Source organism: Methylomonas subterranea (assembly GCF_024505185.1).
Classification (GTDB): Bacteria; Pseudomonadota; Gammaproteobacteria; order Methylococcales; family Methylomonadaceae; genus Methylomonas; species Methylomonas subterranea.
In genome coordinates this window covers 136,845-155,948 of the sequence record NZ_JANIBJ010000004.1, presented here as the reverse complement: position 1 = coordinate 155,948, position 19,104 = coordinate 136,845, and the positions used below count along the sequence as shown (strand labels likewise).

The window sequence follows — 19,104 nt, the reverse complement described above, 5'->3', positions numbered from 1 at the left end:
ACGTAGTGGCGGCGGCCAAAGGTTGTTAAATGCTTTCAAGTAACCGGTTTCGCTGAGCAGCCGGTGTCCGCTGCCGTAGTCGTATTGACTGAATTCCCCTTGGGTGAGCTTGCGAATGCGGCGACCTAAAGTGTCGTAGTCGTAAAATGCCAGGCGAGCTAGTCTCAGCCCTTCCACGCGTTGGTCCGGGCTGTACTCGCCCGCCCCTGGCCTTCGATGATGTTGCCCTGTTGATCGGTCGTGTACCACGTCCTGTTGCCGTTGCGGTCGATACTGATCGGTTTTTGGCTGGCAAAGTCGTATTGGTAGTCTTGCATGAACACGCCGCCGACGGTTTCATGGTTCAAGCGGTAATCGGCGTCATAACTTCGGCTCATGCTCGGGCCGTTGCCGTAATCCAGGCTTTGCGCCGGCCCGAACGGCAGGACCGTAGGGCGTTTTCGCGCTAGCAAAACGCCGGGTGGTTTCGAGGTTTTGGCGGATCATTGCTACCGCTCGAAATCCGCCTTACGACCACGCCCGCGGCGGCCTTTTAACCCGGCAAACCGCCAAACGCAACGACACCGACACCGCACCTCACCCCACTGGCTACCGGTGAGGTTGACTATTGTGGAGTAGGAAAGCTGTGCTCAAAGCCGGCAAGACCTTCAGCACACCGACAGCCAGGGCCGTAGCTTCAATATACCTTAAAGCCAATAACCCGCCCGACTGCAACACGAATTCCAAGCTGCACAAGACGCTCCCCCTGTCGCCGCTTTAAGGGCCATGCCTTGCCGCCTTGATCTATAACAGCGGTAAATACCCAAACACCAGGGGTTGCATGTACATCAGGCCCTAATCAATCGGACAGGGGCGCGCTTGCCGCGGAAACGAAATTTTGTTCCGGCTGCTTCAGCCAATAGACTTTGTGCATGCTGAACGCTTGCCGCCACATGACCGGCAGGCATTGGTGCCAGACGCCCAGTTTGTATCCCAGCCATTTCAGTCCGGTTCTGCTCCAGGCCGAGGGCAGCAGGCCGGGAGCGAACTTTAACAGGTAAACCAGTTCCGAGCGGATATAGCGCAAGCCCTCGCCGCTAGCGCCGCCGAACTCGCCTTGCAGCCAGGCGGTTTGGGAATGGAACACGCCGATATCGAAATAGCGCTTAAATTCCTCCGCAAAACCGTAATCATGGGAATGAAACACCCGCGCATCGGCGCAATAGGCGATTTTCCAACCCGCACGCAACATTTTCCCGACTACGAAAGTGTCTTCGTTCATGATGGCGTCCAGCGGAAAACCTCCCACCCGCATCAGGGCACTGCGCCGATAAGCGGCGAACGAATTGGACGTGAATACGGTTTTTATACCGAATCGCTCGCGGTCTTCCACGCCGCGCAACTGATTTTGGGCCGGATAATTGAACAGCCGGGCATGGGCGGCAATCGGCCCGGCATGTTTATGCGGCAATTGCCGACCATAGGCGGTAGCCACCCGCGGATTTTCGAACGCCGCCAGCAGGCGTTCGATGGCCGTGGCATCCGCCAAAATCGCGTCCTGGGTCAGGAATACGATGATCTGCATATCCGACAGATGCTCGACGCCCCATTGCCGGGTGCCGCCATGATTAAAGCGGCTTTTGGCAATCAGCTTGATTTCGAATCCGTGGTCATGGGCCATGGCTACGGTTTCGTCGCTGGACGACGAATCTATCAACAACAGCCTATCCGGTTGCCGGGTCTGTTGCGCCAGGGCTGCCAGCCAGTTCCGCCAGTCTGGGCCGGCGTTCAGAGTGGGAACTATCAATCCGACTTTCATCATGAAACTCCTCGAACGGCGATTCCGCCGGACTGTTCCGGCTCGGTCAGTACCCGCCAAACCCGCTCTCCCAGCCCGAGCGGGTTTAATTGCCGATCCACGTAAGCCCGGCCAATTTTCGACATGGCCCGCCACTGCCCGGCATCCAGGGCTTGGGCTTGCCGCAGAGTAGCGACGACGGACGCTTGATTGCGCTCGAACACGAATCCGGCCCCCAAGTCGGCCAAATGGTCCCAGGCCAGACCCTTGGCCGCCAGTACCGGCCGGCCGGCCGCCATGGCTTCCGCCACCACGTTGCCGAAGTTTTCCCGCATGCCGCCGGCTTGTTCCAGACCGGACGGCAAGACCAAAAAGTGGCTGTCCGCCAATAATTCCAGCACTTCGCGGCGTTGCAGATAGCCCCGATAAACGATGGCGCCATCGGCCCGGGCCAGCAAATCCCGGAACTCGCGGAAATACCGGCCGTCCACGCTCCGGCCCGCCACCACCAGGCGATCGTTGGGCCGGCGCACGCTTAACCAGGCCCGGATAAAGGCGTTAATGCCTTTTTCCTGCTGTACATGCCCCAAAAAACACAGTTGCATGCCCTCGCCTTGCGGATAAGGCGCCACCTGGATGTCGCGGGCGTCGATACCGTTCGGCACCAGCAAAATACGCGCACCCTTGCCCAGCACGTCGCGCACCCCCTCGGCCTCGGTTTCGCTGGTGCAATGCACGGCGATGGCGCGGCGCAGGGCCGGAAAGGTCAATAACTGGTAGTACCACCATTTGTGCGGTTTGTGTCGGCGTATCAGCTCCACGTGTTCCGGCATCAAGCCGCCGTGTACCGCCACCATGAAGGGCTTGCGCAACAAACCGCAAAACAGCGCCGCCAGCGTGGTCGGCCAGGTAGCAATGCCGTGGATGTACACCACCGGTGCCTGCAGGCATAACTTCAGCAGTCTGGGGATAGCGCCCAGCCCGAAGCCCCAGCGCCGAAACCCGTAACAACGATATAAACCGACAGCGACACCGGCACCGACATCCACCTGCTCCGCGCTCAAGCGGCCGCCCACGGATTCGTCCGCGGCGACCAGCGCCAGCTTGCGGCCGCTTTCCGCCCAGGCCTTGGTCAATACCCCGCAGGTCACCGATACCCCGCCGTAGCCCTTGGCCGGCGGTACATGCGTGCTAACGATCCCAACTTGCATATGGTTTTCCCCGAATTGATTGATAAATGTTTGCTATAGGTTCAAGGCTTGAGACTCAGCGGAAAAAGCACGGCGTCCCGCCATGCCTTGACAACTGAACCCTAAGCCTTGAAATTTGCCTCGCCTCTTCCGTAGGCGAGAAAACCCCGCCAGATGCCGATCAGGTTGTAGAACGAATACGCCAGTTTGGCGGAATTAAAGGTCAACGCGGCCAACAGCATTTTCAACACCGGCGCCACCAGCATCTTGCGCAAAATGTAATAGCCGATGAACAGATCTCGCTGATTGGCGAATTTGCGGATGTAGGCACCTATGCCGGTGGAATATTTCAACATCCGCGCCGTGCCCAGGCTGTAATGGTCCTTGTTGGCGTGATAAATTTTGATGCCGGGGGTGTAAAAGGCCCGATTGCCGGAACGCAACAGGCGATAAAGCAATTCGAAGCCCTCGGCGCCGGAATATTTGGAACCGATGCCGAAGTCGTGATCCAGATAGAACTGCCGGCGGTCCAGCCTGTCCAGGGCGAAAAACTGAGTAAACTCCACTCCCATCATGTTCAGCCTGGAAAAATAACCGGCCTTGCGGCTGTTGACGCCTATGCTGAAGCGGCTATCGGAAAAATCGTAGGAACCCACCACCAGTATCGCCAGTCGCGGACGCTTATCGAACTCGGCAACCACCCGTGCCAGGACATTCTTGTCGTAAACGCAATCATCGTCCGGAAAGGCCACAATTTGGCCGCGAGCCAGCGCGATACCGTAATCCCGGGCCCTGGCGTTACCGGTAAAATCCACTTTTACATGCCGAATCCGCAGGCACTGCGTGAAGCTCTGCAAAATGGCGTCTATCTTGCCGTCCCGGTTTTGGTCGATAACGATCAGTTCGAAATCCCGGTAGCTCTGAAAAACCAGCGATTTCAACAGATCCAGCAATTCCAGATCCCGGCCCAAGGTAGCCAATACCAAAGAAATTTTCATACGTCTTCCCCGTTCCGCCGCGCGGCCTTGGCCTGCAGATAAATGGTGGCTTCGTACCAGGTAAACATCAGCGCAAACTCCAGGCCGGCCTTACCGTCCAGAAAGCCGGCCCGCAACAGGTAGTGGTATGCAAACCGCGCCAACACCCGCAACCATGAGCGCCCCAGCAATACGCTCAAGCGGCCGCGCGCGGTCATCAGCGCGCCGGCGGTGGGGGTTAATTGCACTTCCTGCGCGGCTTTTTCGACGTGCTTATGCATCCAAGCGACGATTTCGCCCCGATAAAAGTAATGCAGATAGGCTATGTCGCCGTATGCAACGCGGCAACTGTCGATGACCGCTTCGCCGTGGCCGGTATGGTTGCGCACGAAGCGGGCGGTTTGCCGCCGCACCAGCCGCGGATGGTAAATCGGATAACCCGGCGCGTGATTCAGGCGTTTGCCGCGCAGGTATAAAATCGACGGCACCATCAGTACGTCGATCTCCTCCAGCCAAACCGCACCGCTATCGAAACGTTGATAAAACTCCACCGGATAAATCTCGTCGGCATCCACGAACAGAATCCAGGTTGTCGAGATATCGCACTGGTTCATGGCGAAGTTGCGTTGCTCGGCAAAACCCGGCCAGGGATTGCGGTAAATTTTGCAACCGTGGCGGCCGGCAATTTCCGGCGTGTCGTCGCTGCTGCCGGAATCGACCAGCACAACCGGGTAACGGTCTGGAATCGCCGCCAGACAACGCGGTAGATTCTCCGCTTCGTTATGGGTCAATATCACTACGGTCAACATAGGCATGATGCTTTCCCTTTGGGCTCAAGCGGTTTTAACCGCGTACACGTTGAGATAAATTCCCCATCCCAAGCCATTCATCAAGCCGCCAAAGGGCTTTTGTATCAGGCTGACGATGCCGTCCGCCAAGCGGGCCGCCCGGCCGCTTAATTTCAAACGTTTGGACAGCGCATTGGGCGGAATGCGGGTAATCTGTTCGACCCGGACAATTTCCAGCCCGTGCCGCGCTAGCAAGCGCCGCAAACCTTTTTCGCTAAAATAATTGACGTGCTCCGGCACCCACAAACACGCGTTATCGCGGGTACCCAACAGCTTGACCAGAAACGAATTGAAATTGGGTACCGCGCAGGCATAAATGCCGCCGTTGACCAATAAGCCCGAGACTTTTTTCACCGCCCTGTCGGGTTCCAAAAGATGCTCCAATACCTGAGACATCACCACCACCCCGAATTTTTGCCCGCCTTGATATTGCTCGAACATCATCTTCAAGGGCTCGTCGCCGTTCATGGCCTTGAACACCCGGTTTTCGTATTGGCCGGGATTGATGCTGACCGTGGCGTAACCCTTTACCCGCAGAGCCCGGGTATAAAAACCGAATCCCGATCCCACATCCAGGGCCCGCTGATTGCCGGACAGATTGAATTTGTCGGCCAACAGGCTGACCCGCTCGGCATCGATGCTGCAATTGGGGAAAACCACTTCCCGCTTCAACACCTCGGCCAAACTGACGGCCTGGGTGAGGGCTTGGCCGGAATATTGATAAATGCCCTGCAGCCATTGCGGGTGCGGCGGTTGATTTAAAAACCCGGTACCGCAACCGCGGCAGCGATAAATCTGAAACAGCTTTTGCGTCTCGCCCAGGGTGTACTGATAAGTCTTATGCCGCCAATATTGGATATGCTCGCCGCCGCAACTGACGCAGCTGCGCAATATTTGTCCGTAACTTCCGCTCAGGCTGGATGTGGGGGTCATGTTATCTCTCGTTGATCAATTGTTGATGACGGGCACCGGCACGGCGGTTTGGCTGAAATCGGCATCGGTACGGGCGCCGCGCCAGGGTTTGGCCAGCAAGGCCAACACCAGCATTTCGATGCCGAAATAAACCGGGTTGGCATTGGCGGCGCCTTGAATACCGTATACCGACACCAGCAGCGGCAGACTGACGGCGGCCGCGACGGCGCCGCACAGCCGGCCCTTTAACAGCGCCCGGGTGTTTTTCCGCGCCAGCAAGGGTTGTGCAAGAACGCTGCCCAGCGCATGCAGCGCCGAGCCCAGGGCGATGGCCGGCATCAAGCCGGCCGCCGCATGATAAGTTTCGGCCAACAGCAAGCCGCTCAGACTGTCCCGGCACAACATTACCAAGCCGGTGCCGACCGTGCCCATCGCCAACACCGCCGACAGCCACCATTTCAATATCGCAAAGGCTTCGCGGCCGTTGCCGGCGGCAAAGGCTTGAAAATAAGCCGGTTGAAAGGTGCGTAGCAATACCATGGCGCCGCGATTGAAGGCTTCGTTGATCAAGGTATAGCCGGCGGCGTACAAGCCTACTTCGGCGGCGCTCAGCATATAGCCGATCAGATAACGATCGCCGACGCCGTTCAGCCAGAACACCAGCTCCATCGGAATCAACGGCAAGGCATAGCGCCAGACATCGTTTTTCAGCGCGGCGGCCGCGCTCGGCCGCAAGTCAGCCGATTCGTCGGCCTCCGCGTCGTGAATCAGGCTCCACAGGGTGTTGGACAGCACGCTGGCCAGGATATAAGCCAATAACACCGCGCCCGGATTGGGACCGAACCAAGACACCAGCGCAAGCGCCGCCAAGGGCCGCAACAAACTGTCGGTGGTTTGCCATAGACTGGCGCCGCGTTGCCTACGCTCGCCTATCAACAGCTGTATGCCCAGCTCCCGTCGCGCGGTGACGGCCAGTAACAAGGCGGTCAAAGCGTACAGGCCCATTTCGCCGGTATCGAAACGGCGGTAGAGCGAACCCGCCAGCAGCAACGCGGCCATGGCCAGGGCGGTCGCGCGCGCGCTCAAACCGAACACCGCCTGATGCAAGGCCGTCCGCTGCCGCCGATTGCGGCATTCCGGCAACATGCGCATGCCGGCGCAAATGAAGGGATAGGAAAACACCGCCACGCCCAGAGCCACGAAACCGCTTTGCAAGGCCACCCGGCCGAAAACATCCGGACTCAGCAGTTCGGTCAGCAAGCGGGTACCCGCCAACAGTGCCAACGCGGACAGCAACTGGCCCGACAGGGCCCAAAATCCATCGCCCAGCAAACGCTGTTGTTTAAAAGATTTCGACACGCCGGCCATTCTAGGACCACCCATGTCGATACAGCGGCGCGGCAACGGCTTGCGGCGCGGCGGTCCGCCGGTCCCCTGCGCGGCGGGCGCCCAGCACCGAACCCCACAAAAACATCAGCAAGGCATTCTGCGGGAAGTACTCCCACATGTTAAAAGTCAGGCCGGCCAGGAAAATAAACATCATCACCAGCCCCTTATGGGCGTGGACGGACATCCTTGTCGACATCCACATAAACAGCAGATAGGCCAGCAGCCCCAGCAAACCGTAGCCGTTCAGCAAAAACAAATACAAGCTGTCCGAATCGAACTGGCCGGGAAAATGTTCGGCCCCGAATAAAATATTGATGGTGTTGGAACTCAGCCCCAGTCCCCAGCCGAACAACAGATCCAGCGGGCCGTGCACGGATTCCTCGAACACCCGTTGCCACAAATCGATGCGGCCGTCCTGGGTCGGATCGGCGTCGTCGCGGCCGCTCAGCAGCGGACTGGAAGCCAGCAACAAGGCCGCTACCGCCAACATCGGCGCCGGCATCAGCAAGGCCCAACGGTCGCGCGGCCGCAAGGCGGCGTAAACCTGAAAAAACACCACCAGCAACGCACTGATAAAGGCCGTGCGCGAACCGCTCAGCAAGGCCAAAAACACACCGACCGCCAACCAGATACGCATGCCGGGCACGATGGCAAACACCAGCGCGCAAGTCGCCATGGTGGCGCCGAACAAATTCGGACTGACGAAGGTGCCGAAAGGCCGGCCGCCGCCCAACATGGATACCCCGAACAAGGGCGGCGCCCACAAGGCCTGCATCAGCGCCAACAGCAACTGCAGCAGCATGAAGTAGCGCAAATAATGCGCGAAGCGAATCAACACGTAATCGCCGGCCCCCAGCCGGCTGACGGCAAAACCGATCAAGGCCAGCGGCAGATATTCGAATACCCTCAGTCCGGCCAGCGGCACCACCAGCGGCAAATCCAGATACAGCGCATACGCCACTTCCAACAATACATAACTGGCAAGCGCGGCCAGAAATGCCGGCACGGCGCCCGCCAGAACGCCCCGCCGCAAGCGCGGTTCCAGAAATACGTAGCCCACCAATACCAGCAGCATGATTTCCCGCAGAATGCGCAAACCGAAATCCTGTTGGCCGTACACTTCCTTGACCCCCTGCCAGGCCGATTCCACCTGCGGCAGCGCCGCCACGGTGGAAGCGCTTACCAGGGCAAACAACAGGACCGGCAGGTCTTTTTCCAGACGTATGCGCATGCTTAAGCTCTTACACTGTCGTCCGTAGCTTCGGTTTCGTCGATATCCGGCAGATATTCGCCATCCTCCGCTTTATGCAACCAGCCGCCCATGGCCTGCAGGCCGGCCAACCAGGCCGGCGGGTTTTTCTGTTGCAGGTCGCTACGCTGATAGGCGTAACCGTAATAGGGGTAATAGGAAGAACCTTCCTTCATGTCGTTGATGATGAAGCCGCTGGGTTTGACGCCTACCTGCCGCAAGCGTCTGAAACTGACCTCCATTTCCTGCGCGGTGTAACGGCCTTCCTTGACCACCAAAAAGCTGGCGTCGGCGTGCTTGCCCATGATGGCGGCATCGGTGGCGCCCAAAATCGGCGGCGAATCGATGACGATATGGTTATAAAAACTTTTCAATTGCTCCAGGGTTTCCGCCAGTTCGCCCAACACCAGCAATTCGGCCGGATTCAGCACCATGGCGCCGCGCGGTATCAAATCGATGCCCAGATCGGGCAGAGTGACTATCACTTCGCCCAGGCCGGCCTTGCCGGACAACAAGTCCGACAGTCCGGGCTGCTTATGGGTGGCGAAGGTTTCGTGCAGCCGGCCGTTACGCATGTCGGCATCTATCACCAACACCCGCTTTTTGATACTGGCCAGCAAGGCGGCCAGATTGGTGCTGATAAAAGACTTACCCATGCCCGGCGCCGGACTGGTGACCATGATGACCTGGCTTTCGTCGCTGGCCAGGGTCGCTTCCAGCGTGGTGCGCAAGCCGCGCAACGATTCCACCGAGATATCCAGCGGATCGTGGCTGACCAGTACACCGGTGTCCCTGTCCTTGCCCTGGTCTATCAAGCGGGCCAGCCGGCGTTGCTTTTTACTGTGCGGAATCGCGGCGTACAACGGCAAGCCCACCTGATATTCCAGCAAGGCCGGGTAATTGTCGTGCCGTTGCAGGGAATGGCGCAGAAACACCAGCGCCGAGCCGAAGCTCAAGCCCAGCAGGCCGGCAATGGCCAGCAATAAACCGGGTTTGGGCCAATAGGGTTTTTCCGGCACCACCGCGAAATCGACAATCCGCGATTTTCCCAGCGATCCGGCCGCCGCAATCCGTTGCTCCTGCGCGCTGTTCAGCAAGGAGGTATAGAGTTCGGTATTGACCTGCACGTCCCGCGACAGGCTGACCATGTTTTGCTGGGTTTTCGGCAAATCCTTGATGCGCTTTTCCAGGGCCGCCAGTTTGCGGTCCACGCGCTTGATCTGGGCGTTGGTGGCGACCATGTCGGGATGGGCTGACTCCAGGCGTTGATTCTGTTCTTCGTATTTCTGCCTTAATTGTATGCCCAGGGTTTCCATTTCGGCGGCCTGTTTCAACAGAATCTCGGCTTCGGCGGAAATATCCACCGCGCCGTGCTGTTGCCTGTAAGCGCTGAGAGCGGCTTCGGCCTTTTCCAGATTATCCTTCACCAGCGGTAGCTGGCTTTCCAGAAAACCGAGTTTCTGGGAGGCCTCGGCGGACTCCCAATTCACCGTGGCATTCACGTAAATGCTGGCGATGTTGTTGACCGATTGGGCCAGTTGTTCCGGATCGCGGCCCTTTAACTCGACGCTCAAAATATCGGTGTCCTTGGAGACTTCCCGCACCGAAAAGGCTTTGTGCAAGGTCTCGATTGCCGCCAGCGAGGTTTTGCGGGTCAGTTCGAACTCGGTACCCGGATGAGCGGCCAATTCGGCCACTTGCAGCAAAACCGGTTTCAGCTCGCCGATATCGGCAATGACAGTCTCGCCCACCGGGCCTTCCGCCAGAATTTGGTCCTTGGGGCCGCGCAACTGAAACCGCTCATCCGCCAGCGCAACCAGGGTGAATTCCTTATCCAGATAACGGTCCGGCACTTCGAAGCGGTCGATTTTCAGCTTTTCCCCGCCCCAGGCCCAGCGCTCGAAGCCCCACCATGCCCGCGCAATTCCTTCATGTTTGTCGTGTTTGCGGGCCAGGGTTTCGCCGATGACCGGGAAATAACGCGGCGCATATTCCACCATCAAATTCAGATCTTCCACCACCTTGCCCAGCACCGAACGCGAACGCAGGATTTCCACTTCCCGTTGCGCGCGCGGATTTTCCGCTTCGGTGGGCGTGGTGTTGGCGTCGCCGCGCAGCGTTGCCGCCAGCAAGGCCTTATTTTTATCGATACGCAGCAGCGCATCGGCTTTGTAAGTGCGGGGAGCCAACAGCAGATAAAGGCAGGTAACGCTCATGACCAGCAGCAAGCTGATCAGTAGGATTTTTTTACTCTCGATCAACAAGTCGAGGTAATCGCGAATGCTGACGCCATGTTCCTCCAGGCGCGACATGTTGAGCGGAGGCAATGCTGGAGTAGCTTCGTTGTGTGTATGCGTCATTGTTCGGAACCCATTACCGTCAAAGTCATTGATAAGGAGGCTGCTTTCATGGGCCGGAGCGATGCAGCGGCTTCATGATCGTTAGTTGGCGGGATCCCGAGTCGATTTGCCATGACTCACATCCCCATCATCGCGGCTTGCGACATAATGGCGGTGAAGGAACCTGGCAATATCTGGTTCAATACCCGCGACCATTGGGTAACGCCGGCCGTACCGACAAACAGCGTGTCGTGGGCCTGCAGCGGAAATTGCTCGGCCAGTATCATGGCGTCGGGCGACTCGGCGTCCAAATGAAAAATCTCCGGTTGCAGGTCGCCGGCCCGCAATACGTAAATATCGCCCGGCCGCGAGGTGTTGAAGTCCACCCCATGGGCCTCGGCCAGCGCCTGAGACAGACTGATGCGGCCCTTGTTGATCTGAATGGCTTGCTGACGGCCGACCTCGCCCATCACATAGACTTTGCTGTCTTTTTGGTCGCCTATGTTCAGCACGTCGCCGTCCCGCAGCAGCAAATTGTGGGCGGTCAAGCCTTTTTCGTACAAGGCCTGCACATCCAGGCGATAAAGCTTGCCGTCGCGGGCCAAAGCCACGTTGTTGAGGTCGGATTCCTTGGTGGCGCCGCCGGCCCGACTGATGGCTTCCGCCACCGTCAACGGCGTTTCGGTCATGACCACGATGCCGGGATGGGCGACTTCGCCGACCACCGCAACCCTGTGAGCCTGAAACGACAGTACCCGGATGTCCAGTTTGACCTTCTTGAAATATTTGGACAGTTCGCGGGTCAATTCCTCGCGCACCTCGGGCACCGTTTTGCCGGCCACATGCAGGGTGCCGGCATAGGGAAAATACAGGTCGCCGTTGTCGTCGACCACTTTACCGGCCATGTCGGGGTTGATTTTTTCCCCGCCGGGATCGTTCAGTTCGGGATGTTCCCATACCGTGATTTGCAACCTGTCCTGCGGCCCGATGCGGTAACTGCTTCTGGCGTTCGCCATCGGCAGCGTGCCGACCGTCTGCCGCCTGGCGCTTTCGCGTTGAATGATCAGATCGGCGCTGATGGTTTGAATCGGCAATTTTTCTTTCACCAATTGGCCGTTTTTCAGGGTCGGCAATTCGATTTCGCTAAAGCCGTTATCGGTTTGCATATCCATGCCCGGCGCCAAAAAGCAGCCCGGCAACAATACGCTCAACAACAAGCAAGTCAGTCTTAACATCGCGGTTTCCTTAATAGGCATTTTTGTTCACAAAACCGGTTGCTACGGTGCGCAGGGCAATTTCCAGATCGAACCAGAGGGACCAATGCTGGATGTAATACAGGTCGTGTTCTATGCGTTGATTCAGATCGGTGTCGCCGCGCCAGCCGTTGACTTGCGCCCAACCGGTGATACCGGCCTTGACCATGTGTTTTTTCATGTAATTGGGCACTTGCTCCTTGAACACTTCCACGAAATCGGGCCGTTCCGGACGCGGACCCACCAGGGACATATCGCCCTTCAGAACATTGATCAATTGCGGCAGTTCGTCCAGGCTGGTTTTGCGCAGCAAGGCGCCGAAGGGTGTGGCGCGGCTCTCGCCGGGTTTCGCCCACACCGCGCCGGTTTTGGCTTCCGCGTCGACAGGCATGGAGCGAAACTTCAGCATGACGAATTTGCGGTTGTTCCAGCCTACCCGCTCCTGCCGATAAAATACCGGTCCGCGCGAACTCAACTTGACGCCAACGGCAATCAGCAACATCAAGGGGCTGATCAGCAGCAAGATCAATAAGGCCAGCAAGCGGTCTTCGACTTCCTTGATATAGCGGTTGATGCCGTGCAGGGGCGATACCGACACGTCCAGGGTAGGAATACCGGCCACGGTATTCAGGCTGAGGAATTTACTTTGCTTGAAGGCAAAACAATCGATCACCAGCCGGATGCTGACCGGCAAATGCCGCAATTCGTGCTGCACCCGTTCCGCCAATGACGGGCCCGGAAACGCCACCCAGACTTCGTCGACCGCCCGCCGGGTGACGATATCGGTCAGATCGCTCAATTTTCCCAGGCGCGGCAAGGCGCATGTCTCAAGCTCCAGCCTGTCTTCATTGCGGTCGTCGACAAAACCGATCACCTGCAAGCCCGCCCAGGAAGACTGATTCAACTGCCGGGCGACGGCCACCGCCATCCGATTCAAACCCACCAAAATAATGCGCCCCTGGCTCCAGCCGCGCGCCCGCAGCCAGCCCAATAGCCGGGAAACCGCGCCGCGGGCGGCCAGCACCAACAACAAACCCAGGACGCCCCAGGAAGCAATCCAGCGGTAACTGGAACCGAACCAGAAATGCATTCTGACCAGGAACACGATGGACACCACGGTCAGCAGCGCCAGCAACCAGGCCCTGGCGATACGAGGAATTTCTCCCCGCATCGCATCGCTGCGCCAAGGCCGGTAAACCTGGCCTATCTCAAAGAATATGATGGCGCCCAACACCCCCAGGGCAATCACGAAACGGTAATGCTGGTCGATTACCCACTCGCGCAACCAAAAGTAATGCGCCAGCCAGGCGGCCGCCAACAGCATGGCCACATCGATAATCCTCAACAACAGGATCACCGTGTGCCCGTATTGCTTGAACAGCCCGTTGAAGATATTTCCCAAACCGAGTGGCATTTTCGTTAAACCCCTGCTGCATGAATGAACACTGACAATGGCTCATCGCCATCGGTCCGCCGCGCGGGGAAAGATCCACCCGCAACGCTTGGTGTCAGAGATTACAGAAGCAAGATGAGAAAGATCCTTGGATTGGATTAAGATCGGATGAGCCGGGAATTAGGGTTTTATGAAGGGTATAACGCCGGCGGACGCCGGTATCGCCGACCGCTGGGAAAGTGAATTTTGGATTTGGTTACAAACAAGCTGCCGCTTTAAAAAAGGCGGAGCGAGGGGGGTTAAAAAATCCCCCCTGCCTCTCTTTATGAAACAGGGAAGTCATCACCGCGCCAGTCGTAACAAGCCGACAAGTCCCTTCTCCCTGCGGGAGAAGGTTAGGATGAGGGTATATAAAACAATGGTTTATTAGTTACACCCCCTCTCCCGCAAGGAGAGGGAGCTTTTACGACAGCTTCCGCAGGTAGAGGGAACAGAATGATGCCGGCCTTGCGAACGCGACCGCGCGCCGTTCCCAGCATGACTTTCAGAGTAACGTTCATGAAGGCCGGGCGATCGCCCCGGCAAATGAAAGTAGTGCAGCCGGGCACGGTTCCTCGCCGGACAGGACGCCGTAAATACGTCCGTGTAGGCTCGACGGCAGCATCCTTGCTGCCGACGCCTGTCCAACAAGCAACCGTACCCGCTCGATTTTTTACTTTCAGAGTAACGCTCATGAAGGCTTGGCAATCACCCCGGCATATGAAAGTCAACGGCGTTATGTCGTTAGTATTTTGGGCGGTTGCCGCGTGACTTTCAGAGTAACTGTTCGGAACCTTATTTATGCCGGCCCTTGCGCGGATGTTTGTTTTGCGAACCGCACTGTCTCAAGTGTTTTGGTTCGCCGGCGTTGCTGGACGCATCGCGGGCTTCGACGCCGGTGTCGGCAAAATCGGTAAACAAACCGTCGACCCCCAAATCGAAGTAATAAGTCATTTCCTCGCGCGGGTCGGCAAAGCCGTAGCCGCTGGCGTCGTTGCGGAAGGTCCAGGTATGCACGGCCAAACCTTTGTCGTGCGCCATTTCAATCACGCCGGTACTGCCGTCCACCCGCCTGTCCTTGATCGTGATGACGCCATCCCCATCACGATCAACGCCGTCCGCCACGGTTTGCAGCAAATACGGTTTCCAGGGGCCGATGACATCGGCATAAGTTGCAACGAAGTCCAGTCCGTCGGCGGTCAACAAATCGGCAAAATCGCGCGCATCGCCGTTAACCACAAAATCGTAGGGTTGCCGATACGGCGGTAGCAACGACAGCGAACCGTCCGCGTTGACATCGTCCGCATCGATCAATTGCACCAGACGGATATGCGTTTTGCCGCTCAGATATTGCAGATTGCTCACTTCAAAGGATTGTATGAACACCGGTGCGCAGGCACTGTTTCCGTACGCTTTATGCAGGGTTTTCAGCAATTGGTCTTCAAAATAATTCGCACCGAACAGCGGCCGGCCGGATGGTTTTTTTAGCGTGGCGTGATAAGTCGAATGTTTGATCTCTGGATAAATACCGATAGCGCGGCCGGTTTCCTTACTCCGGCTTTTGGCCAAGGCAATCACTTCTTCCAACGTCGGTATCGGGAACAAGCCGTCGTACTGACTATCGCGGCCCGCTCGTGCTTGTACCGCGCGCAAGGTTTTGATTTCGGCCAGGGTAAAGTCGCTGGCAAACCAATCCAGGTATTCCACCCCATCCACCATGCGCCTGGTTTTGCGGTCGGCAAATTCCGGGTGGTCGGCCACGTCCGTAGTGGCGCCGATCATGGGTTCGTGGCGCGCAATCATGTGTTTGTCCTTGGTCAACACCAGATCGGGCTCGATGAAATCCGCGCCCTGTTCAATCGCCAAGGCGTAACTTTCCAGCGTGTGTTCAGGGCGATAGCCGGAGGCGCCGCGATGTCCAATTACCAGTGGCGAATTTTCCATATGCGGCTGGGCCGCTTGCGCGGGCGCGTGGATTACAAACAGTGCGGCAGCGGCCAGGGCCGGCAACGCCAATTTTAGATTCGAATCTAACATGTCGGGTTTTCCTTGGGTAGTTGAATGACTCCGGCATTTTAGGGATAGGCTCATGACAAGATGATTACCATGCTGTTAAGGCTAGTTGACGGCCTCCCTCGAACCCTTTATTCCCCTCGGCGAGTTGACCATTCTGAAAAATAAAAACCCTTAAAAAAAATATCGAAGCGATATTTGTTTGACAATAACGCATTTCTTGTATATCGTTTCGACTCGATACCAATAACAACGAGGAGTCGAATATGTCAAACGCGGTTTTTTATCACGCCGGTTGCCCGGTTTGCCTGGGCGCCGAACAAATGCTGATCAACGCGCTGGATCGCAACAAATACCAATTGGAAAGCGTGCACCTCGGCGAACAGGCCGACCGCATTGCCGCCGCGGAAGCTGCCGGCGTCGTTTCCGTCCCCGCCTTGGTCCTGGACGACCAAGTGTTTCATATCAACTTTGGCGCGGCATTGACCGCTTTGAAATCCTGAGAGGTAACCACCATGAACCAACACGTCGAAGCACCTGAAAAAGATCACTTTGTTTTATATATGTCATTGGCAACCATTGCATTGGTGGGCGCCATTTTGGCGGTCAAGCTCAACGAAAACGAAAAGTTCGAGCCCATCAAACAACAAATCAGCGAAGAAAATCAACAGATGAACATTCGGGTCATCAAAGAATACTAAGGACCATGCCATGAAAAAACTTATTATCAGCGGATTTCTATTGAGTTTGTTTTTAAGCGGTTCAGCCGGTGCCACCGAATATATTTACCGGGATGTGATGGCCAACACCCTGCCCGCGCATTGCGATATAGAAAGCAAGGCCAAGCAAGCCGCATCCAAACCCTATACGGTCGACAGATTCAGCAAGCGCTTCTGCCAAACCCAAGGTTACGGCTGGCATCTGGAGGACATCAAAACCGCCGGCAATACCGTCTGCAGCCCCTGCGGCGATAACGCTCAGCAAAAATGCTACCAGGAAGATGTGGTGGTGACCTGCAAGCGCATCAAACCAGGCACGGTCGGCATGTTGCCGGGCAAGGGTTAATTTTTATAATCGACTGAGAACGTTCCCCTTTTTTACCGGTCTTCCCGCCCCTGGGAAGCCGGTAAAAGCCCTTCGCAAGCAAAACCCGCCAACATTCGAGCGAAAGCAATTCCGCAATTTTTAGCGCTGATTTTACGGTATTCGGTCCCGCGCTTGTCCGCCATCCTGCATAGTGCTCAATCTATGTGGCCCATGCTAGACTTACGCCCATTGCTTCATGCATGCGGCCGATGAAACGGTTCACCGCCCGCATTTTTCAACAGTGGCGGCGGAAATGGATAAAAAAACTAGTAGAGGCACCAGGATGGGCTCAAGCATCCGCAATCCCGGGGCTTGGTATCGATCCATCATTGAATCCTCCAACGATGCCATCATCGGCAAGGATTTAAACGGCTTGGTCACCAGTTGGAACCCCGCCGCCGAACGCATGTTCGGCTACCGGGAAGAGGAAATCTTCGGCCGGCCCATCACCCAATTGATTCCCAGGGAAAGGCACGGGGAAGAAAAGGTGATTCTCGGCAGAATTTTGCAAGGCGAGCATATTCAGCACTACGAAACGGTTCGCATCCGCAAAAATGGGGCAAATTTTCCCGCCTCCATCAGCATCTCACCCATCAGAAACTCCGACGGCCGCCTGATCGGCGCCGCAAAAATCATCCGCGACATCTCCGAACGCAAGGCCGCCGGATGAATTCGACGCCAAAACCATCCATTGGCAATGGGACGAACAACGCCCGCAACATCTGTTTTTATATTCCGACGGTTTGACCGACGCGCGAAACAGCCGTGGCGAATCTTTCGGTATTCAGCGGGCACTGGCATTGTTTGGAGAGCAGATCAACGGCAGGGATAAGGCCGGCCAACCCTACAAAACGTTTATCGATTTTGTCGATCCCGACGCCATACACGACGACGTGTCCGTCATGAAGATAGATTGCGAGGCATTGCGACCTTAGGAACCGTGGCAATCCATGCTATCCTGAGCCGGTTATTCCGCCGCCCCGCTCGACATTTTCATGCCCCGCATCGTCATCTCCACCCTAAACGCCCGTTACATTCATACGGCTTTCGGCCGGCGCTACCTCTACGCCAACCTGGGCGAACTGCAAAACGACACGGCCCTGCTGGAATTCACCATCAATCAGCGGCCGTTGGATATTGCCGAACAATTGCTAATGCAGCAGCCCGAGATTATCGGTCTGGGCGTGTATATCTGGAACGTGGCGGAGATTGGCGCTTTGGTCGGCATCCTGAAACAGGTGGCGCCGCAAATCCACATTGTGCTGGGTGGGCCGGAAGTCAGCCATCCACCGGACTTGCCGCCGGTTGCGGAGTTGGCGGATGTCATCATTACCGGCACAGGCGAAATCAGTTTTCCCGACTTGTGCCGGCGGCTTTTAACCGGCCAGCCGCCGCAACAAAAAATCATGACGGGCGAAACGGCGCCGTTATCGGCATTGGCATCGCCCTACCCGTATTACAGCGATACCGACCTGAAGCAGCGCATCGTTTACGTGGAAGCCTCGCGCGGCTGCCCGTTCAAATGCGAATTTTGCCTGTCCTCGCTGGATGTCACCGCCAAACCCTTCGAGTTGGGCGCGTTTCTACAGGATATGGAGCTACTCTACCGGCGCGGCGCCCGACATTTCAAATTCATCGACCGCACCTTTAATTTAAAAGTCGACAGTAGCGTGGCGATACTGGAATTTTTTCTGGCCAAACCTACCCACGATCTGTATCTGCATTTTGAAGTGATACCGGACAACCTGCCCGAACGTCTGAAACTAGCCATTCAAAAATTCCCGCCCGGCAGCCTGCAATTCGAGGTGGGCGTGCAAAGCTTCGATCCGGCGGTGCAACAGCGTATCAGCCGCAAGCAAGACAACGACAAAACCCGCGCCAACCTGGCTTGGTTGCGGCAACATTCGCACGCCCATATTCATGCCGATTTGATTGCCGGCCTGCCCGGCGACACGCTTGAGGGTTTCGGCCGCAGTTTCAACCAGTTGGTAGCTTTACATCCGCAGGAAATCCAAGTCGGCATTTTGAAACGTCTGCGCGGCGCTCCGCTCAACCGGCATAACCAGGAATATGAACTACGCTACGACCCCAACCCGCCCTATGCCATTCTCTGCAGCAGCGACATCGGTTTCGCCGACCTGCAACGCCTGAACCGCTTCGCCCGCTTTTGGGATTTGATCGGCAATTCCGGGCGCTTCAACGCAACCCTGCCGGCGATTCTGGCCGACCAGCCCTTTGCCCGCTTTTTACAATTCAGCGACGCCCTGTACGCCATGGCCGGCAGCACCTGGCAAATTGCCTTGAAACGCCTGTTCGAACTGACCTACACCGCCATGACCGAAACCTTGCGGATACCGCCGGAAACGGCCAAGGACTTGCTGGAGTGGGATTTTGCCCGTAGCGGGGAAAAAAGCCGACCGGATTTTTTAAGCATCAAACAAACGCCCGCCAACGGCAAAGCAGGCGTCGCCAACAAACGCCAAAAGCTGGCGCAGGCTACTCAATAATTGACATTTCGTCTAGCCAGTCAGAAGGCACGCCCTTGTGTATTAGAGTTTTGGAATCGCCATGTTTTTGACGAGTTCAAGATTTAGAAAATATTGCTTCCTGAAAATCCCCTGCCTATACTACCGGCCTTT

General features: G+C 56.9%; 18 protein-coding genes. 6 read left to right on the top strand and 12 right to left on the bottom strand.

Annotated elements, in window-relative coordinates:
• Window positions 1–164 precede the first annotated feature (164 nt).
• The 12 genes from NP590_RS03575 to NP590_RS03520 form a co-directional block, all read right to left on the bottom strand.
• Entirely contained in the window at window positions 165–377 is a 213-nt protein-coding gene (locus tag NP590_RS03575; RefSeq protein ID WP_256600850.1) for a hypothetical protein, read from the bottom strand.
• Window positions 378–838: 461 nt separating this feature from the next.
• Window positions 839–1,801 carry a glycosyltransferase family 2 protein gene (locus tag NP590_RS03570; protein ID WP_256600849.1) on the bottom strand — a complete coding sequence of 321 codons (963 nt, stop codon included), beginning with the start codon at window positions 1,799–1,801 and terminating at the stop codon, window positions 839–841.
• On the bottom strand, window positions 1,798–2,988 hold the full coding sequence (locus NP590_RS03565; RefSeq protein ID WP_256600848.1) for a glycosyltransferase family 4 protein: 1,191 nt from the start codon (window positions 2,986–2,988) through the stop codon (window positions 1,798–1,800). Before NP590_RS03565 ends, NP590_RS03570 begins: the two co-directional genes overlap by 4 nt.
• 101 nt (window positions 2,989–3,089) lie before the next feature.
• Window positions 3,090–3,965 (bottom strand): glycosyltransferase family 2 protein, encoded by an 876-nt coding sequence (locus tag NP590_RS03560; protein ID WP_256600846.1) that lies wholly within the window; start codon window positions 3,963–3,965, stop codon window positions 3,090–3,092.
• Window positions 3,962–4,759: a glycosyltransferase family 2 protein gene (locus tag NP590_RS03555; protein ID WP_256600845.1), complete on the bottom strand. Its 798-nt coding sequence runs from the start codon at window positions 4,757–4,759 to the stop codon at window positions 3,962–3,964. Before NP590_RS03555 ends, NP590_RS03560 begins: the two co-directional genes overlap by 4 nt.
• A gap of 18 nt (window positions 4,760–4,777) precedes the next feature.
• The gene (locus NP590_RS03550) at window positions 4,778–5,725 is read right to left on the bottom strand and encodes a class I SAM-dependent methyltransferase (RefSeq protein WP_256600844.1); all 948 of its coding nucleotides are present in this window, start codon (window positions 5,723–5,725) and stop codon (window positions 4,778–4,780) included.
• A 15-nt stretch (window positions 5,726–5,740) separates the two neighbouring features.
• Window positions 5,741–7,063: a lipopolysaccharide biosynthesis protein gene (locus NP590_RS03545; protein ID WP_256600843.1), complete on the bottom strand. Its 1,323-nt coding sequence runs from the start codon at window positions 7,061–7,063 to the stop codon at window positions 5,741–5,743.
• A gap of 10 nt (window positions 7,064–7,073) precedes the next feature.
• Window positions 7,074–8,324 carry an O-antigen ligase family protein gene (locus NP590_RS03540; RefSeq protein ID WP_256600842.1) on the bottom strand — a complete coding sequence of 417 codons (1,251 nt, stop codon included), beginning with the start codon at window positions 8,322–8,324 and terminating at the stop codon, window positions 7,074–7,076.
• 2 nt (window positions 8,325–8,326) lie between these two features.
• Window positions 8,327–10,702, bottom strand: a complete 2,376-nt coding sequence (locus NP590_RS03535) for a polysaccharide biosynthesis tyrosine autokinase (RefSeq protein WP_256600841.1) — start codon at window positions 10,700–10,702, stop codon at window positions 8,327–8,329.
• A 116-nt stretch (window positions 10,703–10,818) separates the two neighbouring features.
• Window positions 10,819–11,916, bottom strand: a complete 1,098-nt coding sequence (locus NP590_RS03530) for a polysaccharide biosynthesis/export family protein (RefSeq protein WP_256600840.1) — start codon at window positions 11,914–11,916, stop codon at window positions 10,819–10,821.
• A gap of 10 nt (window positions 11,917–11,926) precedes the next feature.
• On the bottom strand, window positions 11,927–13,348 hold the full coding sequence (locus NP590_RS03525) for an undecaprenyl-phosphate glucose phosphotransferase (protein ID WP_256600839.1): 1,422 nt from the start codon (window positions 13,346–13,348) through the stop codon (window positions 11,927–11,929).
• 813 nt (window positions 13,349–14,161) lie between these two features.
• On the bottom strand, window positions 14,162–15,403 hold the full coding sequence (locus tag NP590_RS03520; RefSeq protein ID WP_256600838.1) for a glycerophosphodiester phosphodiesterase: 1,242 nt from the start codon (window positions 15,401–15,403) through the stop codon (window positions 14,162–14,164).
• A gap of 242 nt (window positions 15,404–15,645) precedes the next feature.
• Between NP590_RS03520 and NP590_RS03515 the strand changes: the two genes are divergently transcribed.
• The 6 genes from NP590_RS03515 to NP590_RS03490 all read left to right on the top strand — a co-directional run bounded on the left by NP590_RS03515 (window position 15,646) and on the right by NP590_RS03490 (window position 18,972).
• A complete protein-coding gene (locus tag NP590_RS03515; RefSeq protein WP_256600837.1) occupies window positions 15,646–15,882 on the top strand; it encodes a thioredoxin family protein in 237 nt (78 codons plus the stop codon).
• A 12-nt stretch (window positions 15,883–15,894) separates the two neighbouring features.
• On the top strand, window positions 15,895–16,080 hold the full coding sequence (locus tag NP590_RS03510; protein ID WP_256600836.1) for a hypothetical protein: 186 nt from the start codon (window positions 15,895–15,897) through the stop codon (window positions 16,078–16,080).
• A 10-nt stretch (window positions 16,081–16,090) separates the two neighbouring features.
• Window positions 16,091–16,444: a hypothetical protein gene (locus NP590_RS03505; protein ID WP_256600835.1), complete on the top strand. Its 354-nt coding sequence runs from the start codon at window positions 16,091–16,093 to the stop codon at window positions 16,442–16,444.
• A 304-nt stretch (window positions 16,445–16,748) separates the two neighbouring features.
• Window positions 16,749–17,135 (top strand): PAS domain-containing protein, encoded by a 387-nt coding sequence (locus tag NP590_RS03500; protein ID WP_256600833.1) that lies wholly within the window; start codon window positions 16,749–16,751, stop codon window positions 17,133–17,135.
• A gap of 16 nt (window positions 17,136–17,151) precedes the next feature.
• Window positions 17,152–17,400, top strand: a complete 249-nt coding sequence (locus NP590_RS03495; RefSeq protein WP_371927230.1) for a SpoIIE family protein phosphatase — start codon at window positions 17,152–17,154, stop codon at window positions 17,398–17,400.
• A gap of 60 nt (window positions 17,401–17,460) precedes the next feature.
• Complete coding sequence (locus tag NP590_RS03490; protein WP_256600831.1) at window positions 17,461–18,972, top strand: B12-binding domain-containing radical SAM protein; 1,512 nt, start codon at window positions 17,461–17,463, stop codon at window positions 18,970–18,972.
• Window positions 18,973–19,104: the final 132 nt, after the last annotated feature.